Here is a 15,145-nt window from a genome sequence, read left to right as displayed (position 1 = left end):
TTAGCGGTCCACGTCGGCCATAACGAAATCGATACTACCCAGGTACGCGATCAAGTCCGCGACCATGCTGCCTTTGATCACCGAAGGGATCTGCTGCAGGTGCGGGAAGCTTGGAGTGCGGATCCGGGTACGGTAGCTCATGGTGCCGCCGTCGCTCGTCAGGTAATAACTGTTGATACCCTTGGTCGCTTCGATCATCTGGAAGGATTCGTTGGCCGGCATGACCGGGCCCCACGAAACCTGCAGGAAGTGCGTGATCAGGGTTTCGATGTGCTGCAGCGTGCGCTCTTTGGGCGGCGGCGTGGTCAGCGGGTGATCCGCCTTGTACGGGCCGGCCGGCATGTTACGCATGCATTGGTCGATAATCTTGATGCTCTGGCGCATTTCTTCAACGCGCACCATGCAACGGTCATAGGCATCACCGTGCACGGCCAGCGGCACTTCGAACTCGAAGTTCTCATAGCCCGAGTAAGGACGAGCCTTGCGCAGGTCGAAGTCCAGGCCGGTGGCGCGCAGGCTCGGGCCGGTAACGCCCCAGTCCAGTGCTTCCTTGGTGTTGTAGGCGGCGACGCCTACGGTACGACCTTTGAGGATGCTGTTCTGCAGGGCCGCCTTGTTGTATTCGTCGAGACGCTTTGGCAGCCAGTCGACGAAGTCCTTGACCAGTTTTTCCCAGCCGCGTGGCAGGTCGTGGGCAACACCGCCGATGCGATACCAGGCCGGGTGCAGACGGAAGCCGGTAATGGCTTCAATTACCGTGTACGCCTTCTGGCGGTCGGTGAAGGTAAAGAACACCGGCGTCATCGCACCAACGTCCTGGATATAGGTACCCAGGAACAACAAGTGGCTGGTGATGCGGAAGAACTCGGCCATCATGATGCGGATCACGTTCACGCGATCCGGCACGGTGATGCCCGCCAGTTTTTCGACCGAAAGCACGTAGGGCAGGTTGTTCATCACCCCGCCGAGGTAGTCGATACGGTCGGTGTAAGGAATGTAGCTGTGCCAGGACTGGCGCTCGCCCATTTTTTCGGCACCACGGTGGTGGTAACCGATGTCTGGAACGCAGTCGACGATTTCTTCGCCGTCCAGTTGCAGAATGATACGGAATGCACCGTGGGCCGAAGGGTGGTTCGGGCCCAGGTTGAGGAACATGTAGTCCTCGTTCTTGCCGGACCGCTTCATGCCCCAGGCTTCCGGATTGAAGCGCGCGGCTTCTTCTTCCAGTTGCTGCTTGGCCAGCGTCAGGCTGTACGGATCGAATTCGGTCGCACGCGCCGGGAAATCCTTGCGCAGCGGGTGACCTTCCCAGGTCGGCGGCATCATGATGCGGGTAAGATGCGGGTGGCCCGGGAAGTCGATCCCGAACATGTCCCACACTTCACGCTCGTACCAGTTGGCGTTTGGCCAGATACCGGTCACGGTCGGTACGCTCAGGTCGCCTTCCGACAGCGCTACCTTGATCATGACGTCGCTGTTACGTTCTATCGACATCAGGTGATAGAAGACGGTGAAGTCGGCGCCCGGAAGACCGCGGCGATGGGTGCGCAGGCGCTCGTCCACACCGTGCAGGTCATAGAGCATGGAGTAGGGTTTGGATACCTGACGCAGGAAGGTCAGGATCTCGACCAGTCGGGCGCGCTCGACCCACAGCACAGGCATGCCAGTGCGGGTCGGCTGGGCCGTGAAGGCCTCGGCGCCAAAACGGTTGTTCAGTTCAACGACGACGTCTTGGTCGTCAGCCTTGTAAGGCGGGATGTACAGAGCGTTGTCTGCAGTCATAGGTCTCAATCACTTCGGTCAACGTACAGAATCAACCCCGGTTCTTGTCTTTTTTATAAGAAGAACGGGCTGGATCAGACTTCGTCGGGGCTGCGCAGGTTGGTGACCTGAATACGCTGTTCGCGGCGCTGTTCCTTTTGCGACGGCATGTCGGCGCGGTACACGCCTTGATCACCGACGACCCAGGAAAGGGGACGACGCTCCTGGCCGATGGATTCCTGCAGCAGCATCAGGCCTTGCAGGAACGCCTCGGGGCGGGGCGGGCAGCCGGGCACGTAGACATCCACGGGGAGGAACTTGTCCACACCCTGAACCACAGAGTAGATGTCGTACATGCCACCGGAGTTGGCACAGGCGCCCATGGAAATGACCCACTTCGGTTCGAGCATCTGTTCGTACAGACGCTGAATGATGGGGGCCATCTTCAGGAACGGCGTACCGGCGATTACCATGAAATCCGCCTGACGTGGCGAAGCCCGGATAACCTCGGCGCCGAAACGCGCGATATCGTGAGGTGCCGTGAAGGCGGTGGTCATTTCCACATAGCAGCACGACAGGCCGAAGTTGTAGGGCCACAGGGAGTTCTTACGTCCCCAGTTGACCGCACCATTCAGCACGTCTTCAAGCTTGCCCATGAAAATGTTTTTGTGGACTTGGTCTTCTAACGGATCGGAAACGGTTTCCCGTTTGCCGATGGGGTACTGCTCGTTAGGAGCATCCGGGTCGATCCTTGTAAGATTGTATTGCATCGCCAAAGCCTCATTGTTTCAGCTTCGCTTGCCGATTACGGCGACCTTCAGGAGCCCAATCAAGAGCGCCAACCCGCCATAGGTAGACAAGACCTGCCAACAGAATTGCTATGAAAACGAGAGCTTCGACGAATCCGGTCCAGCCGCTTTCGCGGACGGACACAGACCAGGCAAAGAGAAAAAGGGCTTCGATGTCAAAGATCACGAAAAGCATCGCGACCAGATAGAATTTTGCGGAAAGGCGCAGGCGCGCGCTGCCGGTAGGCAACATGCCGGATTCGAAAGGTTCGTTCTTGCTGCGGCCCCAGGCCTTGCTTCCGAGCAGGCTGGACAGACCGAGCATGAAGGCGCAAAGGCCGACAACACCCAAAAGGAAAATGGCGAAGCCCCAGTTGTGGGCAATCAATCCTGTCGATTCGGGCATGCTGGCAGTCCTTGTTAGAGAGCAAAGGTCTCTGTGCTTGATAAAGAGTTGAGGCAGTGACGAAATGTCGCAGCGCGGTCAACGCAGTGATTTTATGTGCAAACAGTTAGCAAGTAAATTTTCTACATCAAATTTATTCAACGAATCAATCGGCTATAAGCCTTCAGAAAGGCTGCAGGGCTTGCCGGACGGGGCTCACGGTGCATTTTACCGATTATGTATCAGCGCGCCGAAAGTGAATGAAACGCAATTTGAATGATAATTGATATCATTTGGAGGGCTGTTGTTAGTTCGGTGCGACATAGTTGCGATGTGAGTGCATTTACAGCCGGCCGTTTTTATCGCAGTTCTTACGCGGGTCGGCATTGTCCTGAATCAATATTCACTCGACCGCTACAATAAAAAAACCGCCCGATCGGGCGGTTTTTCATTCGGCGTGCCGCAGGTTGTATCAGTGGAATTGCTCTTCTTCGGTGGAGCCGGTGAGGGCGGTGACCGATGAGACGCCGCCCTGAATCACGGTGGTCATGTCATCGAAGTAGCCAGTACCCACTTCCTGCTGGTGGGCCACGAAGGTGTAACCCTTGGCGGCGTCAGCGAACTCCTGCTCCTGCAGTTTCACATAGGCAGTCATGTCGTTGCGGGCGTAGTCGTGCGCCAGGTTGAACATGCTGTGCCACATGTTGTGGATGCCCGCCAGCGTGATGAACTGGTGCTTGTAGCCCATGGCTGACAGTTCTCGCTGAAATTTCGCAATGGTGGCGTCATCCAGATTCTTCTTCCAATTGAAGGACGGCGAGCAGTTGTAGGACAGTAACTGGTCCGGGTATTCCTTCTTGATGGCTTCTGCGAATCGACGTGCTTCATCCAGATCCGGCCTGGCGGTTTCGCACCAGATCAGATCGGCATAGGGTGCGTAGGCCAGGCCGCGAGAAATGGCCTGATCCAGACCCGCGCGGACCTTATAGAAACCTTCTGGTGTGCGCTGACCGGTCACGAACTCCTTGTCGTAAGGGTCGCAGTCCGAGGTCAGCAGGTCTGCCGCGTTGGCGTCGGTGCGGGCCAGAATGATTGTGGGAACGCCTGCGACGTCAGCAGCCAGGCGTGCAGCCACCAGTTTCTGAATGGCTTCCTGAGTCGGCACCAGTACCTTGCCGCCCATATGGCCGCATTTTTTTACGGAGGCCAGTTGGTCTTCGAAGTGCACGCCAGCAGCGCCTGCCTCGATCATGCTTTTCATCAGTTCGTAGGCGTTCAGGACGCCGCCGAAACCGGCTTCCGCATCCGCTACGATCGGCGCGAAGTAATCGATATAGCCTTCATCGCCTGGATTCTTGCCGGCTTTCCACTGGATCTGGTCGGCACGACGAAATGAGTTGTTGATGCGCTTGACCACGGTCGGGACAGAGTCGACCGGGTACAGCGACTGGTCCGGGTACATGGACTCGGCGGAGTTGTTATCGGCGGCAACCTGCCAGCCGGAGAGGTAGATCGCCTGGATGCCGGCCTTGACTTGCTGCACGGCCTGGCCGCCGGTCAGGGCGCCCATGCAGTTGACGAAGTCCTTTTCGGGCCGAAAGGATGGCTTGGCACCTTGAGTGACCAGATTCCAGAGCTTGTCAGCGCCCATCTTTGCAAGGGTGTGTTCCGGTTGAACCGAGCCACGCAAGCGGACCACATCTGCGGCGGAATAAGTACGGGTCACATTTTTCCAGCGCGGATTTTCAGCCCAGTCTTTCTCGAGAGCCGCTATTTGTTGTTCGCGTGTCAGTGCCATGGTGATAAACCTCTAGAAGTAGGTCTTGTAGGAAAGTCCTGCTCCGCCAAAACGCCTCGTTTATCGAAGGCACGGTAAATGGCTGCTCGCTGACAGGAGGCCTGGGTGGGGCCGCGGTTTAAAGGATTGCGAAAGGTGAACGATGGCTCGAGGGGAGAGCTGGTACCGGACATGACTCAGTCAAGTGGACAGTCTGGCTCGTGGATGCCGTTGTGCGTCACCAAAAAGCCTTGCCGGGTTACCGTTTACGCTTCCGTCCCTCGGGACAACTTCGTTCCAGTCGCAACCTCGTCAAACTGCCTTGTGGGCGGTGCGGACACGAATCGGCTCTAGTGGGTGAGTCAGAGCGGCGATTCGAAGGCCTTTGCAGGGCCTCTGATCAGCGGGAGCGAGGCAATCATGCCTCGCGTCTTTTGACCCGTCAAACGATTTGTAGTGCTTTTTTGTAATCACTACATATTTGTTTGAAAGCGACTGTGTGGTCACTAAAAGCCCCGTAAGTACTGGCTTTCAGGGGCGGGCAGGCTATTCGAGGGTTTGCACCATGACGCGCAGTACCATGTCGTCCCGACCTTGAGTCGAATAGCGCTGCGCAATACCGTTCTGATCGGCCACAGACTGGTCGCTGCTGCTGGCCAGCGTGATCCATTCGCCCAGGCGGCCACTGACCTGGCTGTCGGTGCTTTGCACCTTGATGGTGTCAGGGCGCTCCTGGCTCATTCGGTCGCGATTGGTGCTGATGTTAAGGTGCACATTGTCACCGGTGACGCTGGCCGTGACGTAAAAGCCCTGCGTGACGTTCCGGTATTCGGTGTTGCTCTGCGCGTAGCCGTAGGAATCGGTAGAGGAGGTCGTCAGCGGCACGCTTTGTCCGATCTGAATCAATGCCGGCGTACCCTCACTCGTCTGCACCTGCTGTACGCCACCTTCGCGACTGGCGGTGCCGTAATTGATGACGCGCGAACCGTTGGCGCTACGGGAGACGTTCTCGCTGGTATCGACGCTGATCAAAAGGCGCTTTGGAGCCGTATCTAGTTGCATAATCAGGCTGCGAAGTTCTTCGATCTTGCGCGACTCTGCGTTGACGATCAGCTGATTGCCGTAGGCGCTTACCGTGCCATCCTGGCCTATAAAAGACTTCGCGACAGGCAGCAGATCGGCGCTGGTCCGGTAATTCAGCGGCACCACTTCTGTGGCTGCGAGCGTGCAGGCGCTGAAGGCGATCAGCAGCGAGGCGAGCAGGGTACGTACTGACATGTCCAGTCTCCGCGATGATTGAGTGAAGCATCATTGCTTAAAATAAGTGTGCACTGTTATCGGCCTGCTCCCGGTAAGCTGAACCGCTGGATGGCAAAACGCCCCATCGTTACGTCTCTCAGCATAGTCAGGCTGCGGCGCAATGTGGGGCGTCGTGTTTTTGTAGTGCGTTTGATAACGCCTACACGGGGCTTGATTTCAGGTGTGGCGAACCATGTCTACGTGAGGCAGGCCCGCCTCAAGAAACTCGTCGCTGACTACGGTGAAGCCGAAGCGTTCGTAAAACGCGGCGGCTTGAACCTGAGCGCTGAGCTTTTGCGCTTGCAAGCCACGCTTTTCGGCCTCGCCAATCACTGCCGTGAGCAGCGATTCGCCGACTTTCAGGCCGCGCCAGTCCTTGAGTACTGACAGGCGGCCGATTTCACCATCCAGCAGCAGGCGGGCAGTGCCGATCGGGTAGTCGCCTTCATAAGCCAGGAAGTGCACGGCATGCATGTCTTCCGAATCCCATTCCAGCTCCGGTGGTACCGATTGCTCGGCGATAAAGACCGCGTCGCGAATACGCCGAATGTCGGCGTTGTTCTTCTGCCAATCTGCAACGGATACGGTGATTTTATTCATCGGCAAATCCCAGGCTTCCTTGTTTTACGAGTTCGCAAAGCAGATTGCGTCCTTCGTCATCGGCCAACCATTGGCCGAGGTTGTCGCTGTGCAATGCATCGGCAGCGCAGATCAGCTTTAGCAGATCGCGCAGGCTGCCGGGCAGCAGTCGGCTCTGACCACTGGCAAACAGTAGCAGATCATCGTCTACTTCCGACCAGGCCAGGCGTGCGCTCGGGTTACGGATCAGCACGGCACCCTGTTCCAGGCTGGCCATCAAATCCTCTTCGCCCAGTTCCGGGCCCACGACCAGCTCAGGATAGCGGGGTTCGGTCATGAACTGGCCGAACCAGGTCAGTAGCAGACGCTCATCGCCCATGTGCTCGGCCAGTAGGGCCTTCAGGCGATCCAGCGCGTCGTGCTGGATCTGGTGCGGATCATTGGCCGGTTGCGCATCGGCATCGGTGTAACGTTCTTCGTCAGGGATGAACTGGCTAAGGAAATCGGTGAAGTGTGTCAGCACCTCGGCTGCGCTTGGCGCACGAAAACCGACCGAGTACGTCAGGCAGTCATCCACCGCCACGCCGCAGTGGGCCAGGCGTGGCGGAAGGTAAAGCATGTCGCCCGGCTCCAGCGTCCACTCTTCGGTGGCCTGGAAGTCAGCAAGAATGCGCAGGTCGGCATGCTGCAGCAGCGGGCTTTCGGCGTCGCACATCTGGCCGATCTGCCAGTGACGCTTGCCGTGACCTTGAAGCAGGAACACGTCGTAGTTGTCGAAATGCGGGCCGACGCTACCGCCGGGCGCTGCATAGCTGATCATCACGTCATCAATGCGCCAGCTCGGCAGAAAGCGGAAGTTCTCCAGCAGTTCGCTGACTTCCGGAACGAACTGGTCGACGGCTTGAACCAGCAAGGTCCACTCGCGCTCGGGCAGCTTGCTGAACTCGTCCTCGGCGAACGGGCCGCGGCGCAGCTCCCATGGGCGCTCGCCTTTTTCGATGACCAGGCGCGACTCGACCTCTTCTTCCAGGGCCAGACCCGCCAGCTCGTCTGCATCGATCGGGCTCTGGAAGTCCGGCAATGCCTGACGGATCAGCAGCGGCTTTTTCTGCCAGTAGTCACGCAGGAAAACGCGCGCGCTGATGCCGCCCAGAAGTTGAAGAGGAATATCAGGATTCATGTGTAAGCCCTTGAAATGAAAACGCCCGGCACAGCCGGGCGTGTGCAAATTGTATTGCGTGTCAGATGCGCTTGGCTTGGGCTGCTGCGTTGCCGATGTAATTGGCGGGCGTAAGCGTTTTCAGCTCGGCTTTCGCTTCGGCAGGCATGTCCAGGCCGTCGATGAAAGTTTGCAACGCTTGTGGGCTGATGCCCTTGCCGCGTGTCAGTTCTTTCAGTTTTTCGTACGGGTTTTCGATGTTGTAACGACGCATAACGGTCTGGATTGGCTCGGCCAGTACTTCCCAGCAGGCGTCCAGATCGGCGGCGATGCGCTGCTCGTTCAATTCCAGTTTGCCAATGCCCTTGAGGCTGGCTTCGTAGGCAATCACGCTGTGGGCAAAACCAACGCCCAGGTTGCGCAGCACGGTGGAGTCGGTCAGGTCACGCTGCCAGCGGGAGATCGGCAGCTTGCTCGCCAGGTGCTGGAACAGTGCATTGGCAATGCCCAGGTTGCCTTCGGAGTTCTCGAAGTCGATCGGGTTGACCTTGTGCGGCATGGTCGACGACCCGATTTCGCCTGCGATGGTGCGCTGCTTGAAGTAACCCAGGGAAATATAGCCCCAGATATCGCGGTCGAAATCAATCAGGATGGTATTGAAGCGCGCAACGGCATCGAACAGCTCGGCGATGTAGTCATGCGGCTCGATCTGTGTGGTGTAGGGGTTGAAGCCCAGGCCCAGCTCGTCTTCGATGAAGGCGCGTGCGTTGGCTTCCCAGTCGATGTCGGAGTAGGCCGACAGGTGCGCATTGTAGTTGCCGACGGCGCCATTGATCTTGCCCAGCAGCGGTACGGCAGCGATCTGGGTGATCTGGCGTTCAAGGCGATAGACGACGTTGGCCAGTTCCTTGCCCAGTGTGGTCGGTGAGGCGGGCTGGCCGTGGGTGCGCGAGAGCATCGGCACATCGGCGAAGCGGATGGCCAGTTCACGAATGGAATCGGCGATCTGGCGCATCAGCGGCAGCATGACGGTGTCACGGCCTTCACGCAGCATCAGGGCGTGGGACAGGTTGTTGATGTCCTCGCTGGTGCAGGCGAAATGAATGAACTCGCTGACCTTATCCAGCTCGGGCAGCTTGGCGGCCTGTTCCTTGAGCAGGTACTCCACGGCTTTCACGTCGTGGTTGGTGGTGCGCTCGATCTCTTTCACGCGCTCGGCGTGCTCCACGGAGAAGTCTTCGGCCAGCGCGTTGAGGATGGCGTTGGCTTGCGCGGAGAACGCCGGGACTTCGGTGATCTGCGGGTGGGCCGCCAGGCGCTGGAGCCAGCGGACCTCAACCATCACACGAAAACGGATCAGGCCGTATTCGCTGAAAATAGGGCGCAGGGCCTGGGTTTTGCCGGCGTAGCGGCCATCAACAGGGGAAACCGCGGTGAGCGAAGAAAGCTGCATGGGGTGCTCTCGGACAGTCGGGCAACGAAAAGGGGCGCGTATCATACATGAAAAATCAGTCCGACTGAGGCGGACTGACCAGCGTAGATCACACCGTGCCTGTGGTGGTGAGGGTCATTGTCGCGCGACGGGTCAGCCGTGCAGCAATGGGTAGAGTTCTTTCAACAGCTTGCGTCGATTAAAGACCAGCTGCCAGCGATGACCGCCAACTTGTCGCCACAGACGCGCCGAGCGAATCCCGGCCAGCAGCAGGGCGCGAATTTTCGACGCGTTGTTGGGTTGCTGCAGGTTGCGCATGTCGCCCTGTACCTGAATGCGCTGACGCAGTGTGCTGAGCGTGTCCTGATACAGCGCGCCGGTGGCGGCAATGACGTTCTCGTGGGCCACACCGAAATGCTCGGCCTGAGATTGAATGACCGGAATGCGTTTGCCGATCACCTCCAGCATGTCGTCACGCTTGGCCAACTGACGCTCCAGGCCCAGCATCGACAGGGCATAGCGCAGCGGCTCGCGTTGCAGGGTCGCGGGATCGCGTTCCAGGGCGCTGGCCATTGCGCGATAGCCTTCATGCAGGTTCAGGTCATCACCGCCATACACGTCCAGCGTGTCTTTCGGGTCGACGACCAACAGGCTGCCGATCATGCAGCTTATCGCCGCTTCGCTGACCTGGCCGGTCTTGGCGATCCGGTCGACCAGTACGGCAGCCTGGAACACGCCACCCAGGGCGATCAATTGTTCCTGAATCGGGGTCATCAACGCTTGTCCTTGCTGGTCCAGGGTTCGGCGACTTCAATCACTCCGCCACCCAGGCAGATTTCGCCGTCGTAGAACACCACGGACTGGCCGGGCGTGACAGCGCGCTGTGGTTCGTCAAAAGTGGCACGGTAGCCGTCGGCGGTTTTTTCCAGCGTGCAGCGCTGGTCGCCCTGGCGATAACGTACCTTGGCCGTCAGTGCACGCGGGCTGCTCAGGTCGATGGGGTTGACCCAGTAGATTTCCGACGAGACCAGTGCCTGCGAGAACAGCCAGGGGTGATCATTGCCCTGGCCGACGATGAGTTCGTTGTGCTCCAGGTCCTTGACCAGTACGTACCAGGGATCATCGCTGGCGTCCTTGAGGCCGCCGATACCCAAGCCCTGGCGCTGACCGATGGTGTGGTACATCAGGCCGCTGTGGCGACCGATGACTTCGCCTTCGGTGGTCTTGATTTCGCCGGGCTGCGCGGGCAGGTACTGACGCAGGAAGTCGGTGAAGCGGCGCTCGCCAATAAAGCAGATCCCGGTGGAATCCTTTTTCTTGGCAGTCGCCAGACCATGCCGTTCAGCGATGGCGCGCACTTCAGGCTTTTCCAGTTCGCCGACCGGAAACAGGGTTCTGGCGATCTGTTCGCCACCTACGGCATGCAGGAAGTAGCTCTGGTCCTTGTTCGGGTCCAGGCCCTTGAGCAGTTCGGTGCGTCCGTCGATGTCGCGGCGGCGCACGTAGTGGCCTGTGGCAATCAGGTCGGCACCCAGCATCAGGGCGTAGTCGAGGAAGGCCTTGAACTTGATTTCCCGGTTACAGAGGATGTCCGGGTTGGGCGTGCGCCCGGCCTTGTACTCTTCCAGGAAGTGTTCAAACACATTGTCCCAGTATTCGGCCGCGAAGTTGGCGGTGTGCAGCTTGATGCCGATCTTGTCGCACACGGCCTGGGCGTCAGCCAGGTCTTCGCGGGCGGTGCAATATTCCGTTCCGTCGTCTTCTTCCCAGTTCTTCATGAACAAGCCTTCCACCTGATAACCCTGCTCCATGAGCAGTACGGCGGAAACGGAAGAGTCCACGCCGCCGGACATGCCGACGATGACGCGCTTCATTTCTGAGTTGGAGGGAGCTGGATCACGCATAGGGATTCAACGGGTGGCCTTGAAAAGGACGCGATTCTATCAGGCTGAGGGCGTCGAGTCTCACGCCTTGTCGCGCAGCAGGTCGAGACTGAAATGTTCGGCATTCAAATAGTCATCGATACAACGCAGTACCAGCTCACTGCGCCAGCGCTCCTGTTCGGCCAGCAGCTCGTCGCGCGTCAGCCACACCGACCCTGTGATGCCCTCGTCGAGCTTGTAGTCGGGGTGATGGCGCAGTGCTTTGGCCGCAAAGCAGATGCGCTGATAGGTCACGCCATTGCTGGGCGCGGTATAAAGGTAAATCCCAACCACACTGGTCAGCTCGACATCCCAGCCGGTTTCTTCGAGGGTCTCGCGTACCGCTGCGTGTTGCAGGCTTTCGTTCGGGTCCAGATGGCCAGCGGGCTGATTCAGGACCGAGCGACCTTCTTTGATTTCTTCGACGAACAGGAAGCGTCCCTGGTCCTCGACAATGGTGGCGACTGTCACATGGGCTTGCCAACGCATAAAGGCTCCTTGAAGACGGAATGGTCTTTGCGCAATGAAAAAAGCCCCGGCGTGTGGGCCGGGGCTTTCACAGGGCAGCGCCTTCAAGCGCTGCCCGTTTGCCTCTTACAACGCTGCGATGGCTGCGTTCAAGGTTGCGCTCGGGCGCATGGCTTTGCTGGTTTTCTCGGCGTTTGCGTAGTAGTAGCCACCGATTTCCACAGGCTTGCCTTGAACCGCTCCCAGCTCGGCAACGATTTTTTCTTCGTTGTCGGTCAGGGTCTTGGCCAGCGGGGTGAACTGCGCCTTGAGCGCTGCATCGTCATTCTGTGCGGCCAGTGCCTGTGCCCAGAACAGGGTCAGGTAGAAGTGGCTGCCACGGTTGTCGATACCGCCGACCTTGCGCGAAGGTGACTTGTTGCGGTCCAGGAATTCGCCAGTGGCCTGGTCGAGGGTCTTGGACAGTACCAGCGCTTTCGGGTTGTTGTAGGCGTGGCCCAGGTGCTCCAGAGAAGCGGCCAGTGCCAGGAACTCGCCCAGCGAGTCCCAGCGCAGGAAGTTTTCTTCCACGAACTGCTGAACGTGCTTGGGAGCAGAACCGCCGGCGCCGGTTTCGAACAGGCCACCGCCATTCATCAGTGGCACGATCGACAGCATCTTGGCGCTGGTGCCCAGTTCCATGATCGGGAACAGGTCGGTCAGGTAGTCGCGCAGCACGTTACCGGTCACCGAGATGGTGTCCTTGCCGGCGCGGGTGCGCTCCAAGGTCAGTTTCATCGCATCGACCGGCGACAGGATCTGGATGTCCAGGCCTGAGGTGTCGTGGTCACGCAGGTACTGACGCACTTTCTCGATCATCACGCTGTCGTGCGCGCGGGAAGCGTCGAGCCAGAAGATCGCCGGCGTATCGCTTGCGCGAGCGCGGTTGACGGCCAGTTTGACCCAATCCTGGATCGGTGCGTCCTTGGCCTGGCACATGCGCCAGATATCGCCAGCCTCGACCTTCTGCTCCATGAGCAGCTTGCCCTGGCTGTCGTTCACACGGACCACGCCGTCGGTCTTGATCTGGAAAGTCTTGTCGTGCGAACCGTACTCTTCGGCTTTCTGAGCCATCAGGCCAACGTTTGGTACGCTGCCCATGGTGGTCGGATCGAAAGCACCGTTCTTCTTGCAGTCTTCGATCACTGCCTGGTAGATGGTGGCGTAGCAGCGGTCCGGGATCACGGCCTTGGCGTCGTGCAACTGGCCATCGGTGCCCCACATCTTGCCGGAGTCACGGATCATGGCAGGCATGGAGGCGTCGACGATCACGTCGCTTGGCACGTGCAGGTTGGTGATGCCTTTATCGGAGTTGACCATGGCCAGTTGTGGGCGCACGGCATAGACCGCGTCGATGTCGGCCTTGATTTCGGCCTGCTTGTCGGCGGGCAGGGCGCTGATGCGGTCGTACAGATCACCAATGCCGTTGTTCAGGTTGAAGCCGATCTGTTTCAGCGTATCAGCGTGCTTGGTCAACGCATCCTTGTAGAATTCGTCGACGATCTGGCCGAACATGATCGGATCGGAGATCTTCATCATGGTGGCTTTCAGGTGTACCGAGAACAGCACGCCTTGCTTCTTGGCGTCTTCGATTTCGGCGGCAATGAAGGTGCGCAGCGCTTTTGCACTCATCACCGAGCAATCGACGATTTCGCCAGCCTTCACGGCGGTTTTTTCTTTCAGGACGGTGGTGGTGCCGTCCTGAGCGACCAGTTCAATCTTGACGGTGTTGTCCGCGTCGATCTGGGCAGCTTTTTCGCTGCCGTAGAAGTCGCCGCTGCTCATGTGGGCAACGTGAGCCTTGGAGTCGGACGACCAGGTGCCCATCTTGTGCGGGTGCTTGCGAGCGTAGTTCTTGACCGACAGCGGCGCGCGGCGGTCGGAGTTGCCTTCACGCAGTACCGGGTTCACGGCGCTGCCCTTGATCTTGTCGTAGCGGGCGCGGTTTTCTTTTTCGGCATCAGTGGACGGCGCTTCAGGGTAGTCGGGAATCTTGAAACCCTGATCCTGAAGCTCCTTGATGGTCGCTTTCAGTTGTGGGACCGAAGCACTGATGTTGGGCAATTTGATGATGTTGGCTTCTGGCGTGGTGGCCAGTTTGCCGAGCTCGGCGAGATGATCCGGCACTTGTTGATCGGCGCCAAGCGACTCCGGGAAGCTGGAAAGAACGCGGCCTGCCAGGGAGATATCACGCGTTTCCACGTCGATATCGGAGGAGGCGGTGAACGCTTCGATAATGGGCAGCAGCGAATAGGTGGCGAGGGCCGGAGCTTCGTCGGTGAAGGTGTAGATGATCTTCGAGCGGTTGGACATTCGTATTAACTCTCTGTTTTGCTGAGCATGCACAAAATCTCGATACGCGCAGGGTATGCACTCTGCTCACAGTTCAGTCATGAGCCTGGGTCGAGGTTTATTCGCGGTGATGTTGGGTGCATCAGTCGAGCGTCAAGCTGCCGGGCCGAGCTTCAGTCCGGCGCATTCGGAGGGCTGAGAGGTCTGTTTCAGACGGGTCAGCCCTTATGACTCTGCGGTCACGGCGCGCAGTATATCAAACCCTTGGCGCCAAGCATTAATGCTATGCGTGCTATCGAATAATGGATATTCGCCGTTGGTCGAACGAAACCGCTCTGGATCAATGTTTTCGGGCGATTTCTCGCCGGTTTCAAACCTGGTTCGGTTTGCGGGTCGCGAGGGGCTGGCTCATCTCAATCCCTGTCGCGCAGTCGAGTCAGGCCTGAAGATCGAGTCAGTCATTAAATGCCAGAGAGTGAAAATTCCGGGTGGGGGCGAAAAGATAACCGTCAATGCCGACCGCTCGTTGAGCGTTCGGGCCCTCCGGTCATTCCTTATATAGAAGATAGGGAAGGTGGTGGAGTCGGCGTGGATATTGCGCCGGTCATGATCAAGGTCGTCGCCGAAAGGGACTATGACGGCACGCGCAGGATTGCCTGGGAGTTCCTGAGGGAGGAGGGGGAGTGTCACGCAGGTGCGCTTATGGGGTGGGTCGAAGCAACAGAGCTGATCATCAAAGGCACCAACGGCGAAATCTCCGCTAAAACGGTGACCTATGATTTTGAGCATTTGATGGAAGGCGCTACCTCGTTGTCCTCCTCGGCATCTGGTGATGCGCTGGTCGCGCACATGTGAATCGTCGCAGCTCTTTCAGAACAGCCGGCTCAAGGTAGCCGAGCCGACTGTTTCCTATGGCTGGCGTTCGTGGTGGTTCGCTTTAAGCTGGCACATTGGAGGCTTTCAGAGCTGCATTCGAACTCTCTGCCGCGGCGTTGGTGCCTGCCGTGACGGTAGAGCTATCAACAGATATCTTGATCGCATGCAAACCCTTAGGGCCTTGGGTAATCTCAAATTTGACCGGCTGGCCTGCCTTGAGCGTTTTGTAACCTTCCATGTCGATAGCCGAATAATGGGCGAACAGATCCTCATCCTTGCCTTCGGCAAGGATGAATCCATAGCCTTTTGCATTATTGAACCACTTGACTTTACCACTGAGCATAGCCATATCCCTCTGCAAAGGACTC

General features: G+C 58.4%; 13 protein-coding genes and 2 pseudogenes. 2 read left to right on the top strand and 13 right to left on the bottom strand.

Going from position 1 to position 15,145, the window contains the following annotated elements; all coding sequences use genetic code 11:
• The 12 genes from nuoC to BUB69_RS05515 all read right to left on the bottom strand — a co-directional run bounded on the left by nuoC (position 1) and on the right by BUB69_RS05515 (position 13,922).
• Positions 1-1,782: an NADH-quinone oxidoreductase subunit C/D gene (gene nuoC / locus BUB69_RS05570; protein ID WP_024685528.1), complete on the bottom strand. Its 1,782-nt coding sequence runs from the start codon at positions 1,780-1,782 to the stop codon at positions 1-3.
• A gap of 74 nt (positions 1,783-1,856) precedes the next feature.
• Complete coding sequence (locus tag BUB69_RS05565) at positions 1,857-2,531, bottom strand: NuoB/complex I 20 kDa subunit family protein (RefSeq protein WP_004884656.1); 675 nt, start codon at positions 2,529-2,531, stop codon at positions 1,857-1,859.
• Positions 2,532-2,541: 10 nt separating this feature from the next.
• A complete protein-coding gene (locus BUB69_RS05560; protein ID WP_002554011.1) occupies positions 2,542-2,955 on the bottom strand; it encodes an NADH-quinone oxidoreductase subunit A in 414 nt (137 codons plus the stop codon).
• Positions 2,956-3,406: 451 nt separating this feature from the next.
• The gene (gene aceA, locus BUB69_RS05555; protein WP_073163168.1) at positions 3,407-4,732 is read right to left on the bottom strand and encodes an isocitrate lyase; all 1,326 of its coding nucleotides are present in this window, start codon (positions 4,730-4,732) and stop codon (positions 3,407-3,409) included.
• A gap of 525 nt (positions 4,733-5,257) precedes the next feature.
• Positions 5,258-5,989 (bottom strand): secretin N-terminal domain-containing protein, encoded by a 732-nt coding sequence (locus tag BUB69_RS05550; RefSeq protein WP_073163166.1) that lies wholly within the window; start codon positions 5,987-5,989, stop codon positions 5,258-5,260.
• A 198-nt stretch (positions 5,990-6,187) separates the two neighbouring features.
• Positions 6,188-6,610: a GNAT family N-acetyltransferase gene (locus tag BUB69_RS05545; RefSeq protein WP_073163164.1), complete on the bottom strand. Its 423-nt coding sequence runs from the start codon at positions 6,608-6,610 to the stop codon at positions 6,188-6,190.
• Positions 6,603-7,769: a ribosomal protein uL16 3-hydroxylase gene (locus BUB69_RS05540; RefSeq protein ID WP_073163162.1), complete on the bottom strand. Its 1,167-nt coding sequence runs from the start codon at positions 7,767-7,769 to the stop codon at positions 6,603-6,605. The genes BUB69_RS05545 and BUB69_RS05540 overlap by 8 nt, the downstream gene beginning before the upstream one ends.
• Before the next feature lie 61 nt (positions 7,770-7,830).
• Entirely contained in the window at positions 7,831-9,201 is a 1,371-nt protein-coding gene (gene purB / locus BUB69_RS05535; protein WP_024685533.1) for an adenylosuccinate lyase, read from the bottom strand.
• 132 nt (positions 9,202-9,333) lie between these two features.
• A complete protein-coding gene (gene hflD / locus BUB69_RS05530) occupies positions 9,334-9,954 on the bottom strand; it encodes a high frequency lysogenization protein HflD (protein ID WP_024685534.1) in 621 nt (206 codons plus the stop codon).
• Positions 9,954-11,084: a tRNA 2-thiouridine(34) synthase MnmA gene (gene mnmA / locus BUB69_RS05525; protein ID WP_073163160.1), complete on the bottom strand. Its 1,131-nt coding sequence runs from the start codon at positions 11,082-11,084 to the stop codon at positions 9,954-9,956. Before mnmA ends, hflD begins: the two co-directional genes overlap by 1 nt.
• A 60-nt stretch (positions 11,085-11,144) precedes the next feature.
• A complete protein-coding gene (locus tag BUB69_RS05520; RefSeq protein WP_073163157.1) occupies positions 11,145-11,591 on the bottom strand; it encodes an NUDIX hydrolase in 447 nt (148 codons plus the stop codon).
• Positions 11,592-11,696: 105 nt separating this feature from the next.
• Positions 11,697-13,922 (bottom strand): NADP-dependent isocitrate dehydrogenase, encoded by a 2,226-nt coding sequence (locus tag BUB69_RS05515; protein WP_073163154.1) that lies wholly within the window; start codon positions 13,920-13,922, stop codon positions 11,697-11,699.
• 439 nt (positions 13,923-14,361) lie between these two features.
• Between BUB69_RS05515 and BUB69_RS29505 the strand changes: the two are divergent.
• Together BUB69_RS29505 and BUB69_RS05510 are read left to right on the top strand one after the other, a co-directional pair.
• Positions 14,362-14,561: pseudogene (locus BUB69_RS29505) on the top strand (NADP-dependent isocitrate dehydrogenase); the annotation flags it as partial.
• Between the two features lie 42 nt (positions 14,562-14,603).
• Positions 14,604-14,756, top strand: a pseudogene (locus BUB69_RS05510) (NADP-dependent isocitrate dehydrogenase); the annotation flags it as partial.
• 82 nt (positions 14,757-14,838) lie between these two features.
• On the opposite strand, the gene cspD reads toward BUB69_RS05510, so the two are convergent.
• Complete coding sequence (cspD, locus tag BUB69_RS05505; protein WP_073163152.1) at positions 14,839-15,120, bottom strand: cold shock domain-containing protein CspD; 282 nt, start codon at positions 15,118-15,120, stop codon at positions 14,839-14,841.
• Between the last annotated feature and the right edge of the window lie 25 nt (positions 15,121-15,145).

Source organism: Pseudomonas asturiensis (assembly GCF_900143095.1).
GTDB classification, from domain to species: Bacteria; Pseudomonadota; Gammaproteobacteria; order Pseudomonadales; family Pseudomonadaceae; genus Aquipseudomonas; species Aquipseudomonas asturiensis.
The sequence above is the reverse complement of the archived record's forward strand: the minus strand, read 5'-3'. Positions and strand labels throughout refer to the sequence as shown.

What these genes read in the sequence shown, in the direction of transcription:
- nuoC (WP_024685528.1), bottom strand. Translation starts at nt 1,782, where the DNA reads ATGACTGCAGACAACGCTCTGTACATCCCGCCTTACAAGGCTGACGAC.
- BUB69_RS05565 (WP_004884656.1), bottom strand. Translation starts at nt 2,531, where the DNA reads ATGCAATACAATCTTACAAGGATCGACCCGGATGCTCCTAACGAGCAG.
- BUB69_RS05560 (WP_002554011.1), bottom strand. Translation starts at nt 2,955, where the DNA reads ATGCCCGAATCGACAGGATTGATTGCCCACAACTGGGGCTTCGCCATT.
- aceA (WP_073163168.1), bottom strand. Translation starts at nt 4,732, where the DNA reads ATGGCACTGACACGCGAACAACAAATAGCGGCTCTCGAGAAAGACTGG.
- BUB69_RS05550 (WP_073163166.1), bottom strand. Translation starts at nt 5,989, where the DNA reads ATGTCAGTACGTACCCTGCTCGCCTCGCTGCTGATCGCCTTCAGCGCC.
- BUB69_RS05545 (WP_073163164.1), bottom strand. Translation starts at nt 6,610, where the DNA reads ATGAATAAAATCACCGTATCCGTTGCAGATTGGCAGAAGAACAACGCC.
- BUB69_RS05540 (WP_073163162.1), bottom strand. Translation starts at nt 7,769, where the DNA reads ATGAATCCTGATATTCCTCTTCAACTTCTGGGCGGCATCAGCGCGCGC.
- purB (WP_024685533.1), bottom strand. Translation starts at nt 9,201, where the DNA reads ATGCAGCTTTCTTCGCTCACCGCGGTTTCCCCTGTTGATGGCCGCTAC.
- hflD (WP_024685534.1), bottom strand. Translation starts at nt 9,954, where the DNA reads ATGACCCCGATTCAGGAACAATTGATCGCCCTGGGTGGCGTGTTCCAG.
- mnmA (WP_073163160.1), bottom strand. Translation starts at nt 11,084, where the DNA reads ATGCGTGATCCAGCTCCCTCCAACTCAGAAATGAAGCGCGTCATCGTC.
- BUB69_RS05520 (WP_073163157.1), bottom strand. Translation starts at nt 11,591, where the DNA reads ATGCGTTGGCAAGCCCATGTGACAGTCGCCACCATTGTCGAGGACCAG.
- BUB69_RS05515 (WP_073163154.1), bottom strand. Translation starts at nt 13,922, where the DNA reads ATGTCCAACCGCTCGAAGATCATCTACACCTTCACCGACGAAGCTCCG.
- cspD (WP_073163152.1), bottom strand. Translation starts at nt 15,120, where the DNA reads ATGCTCAGTGGTAAAGTCAAGTGGTTCAATAATGCAAAAGGCTATGGA.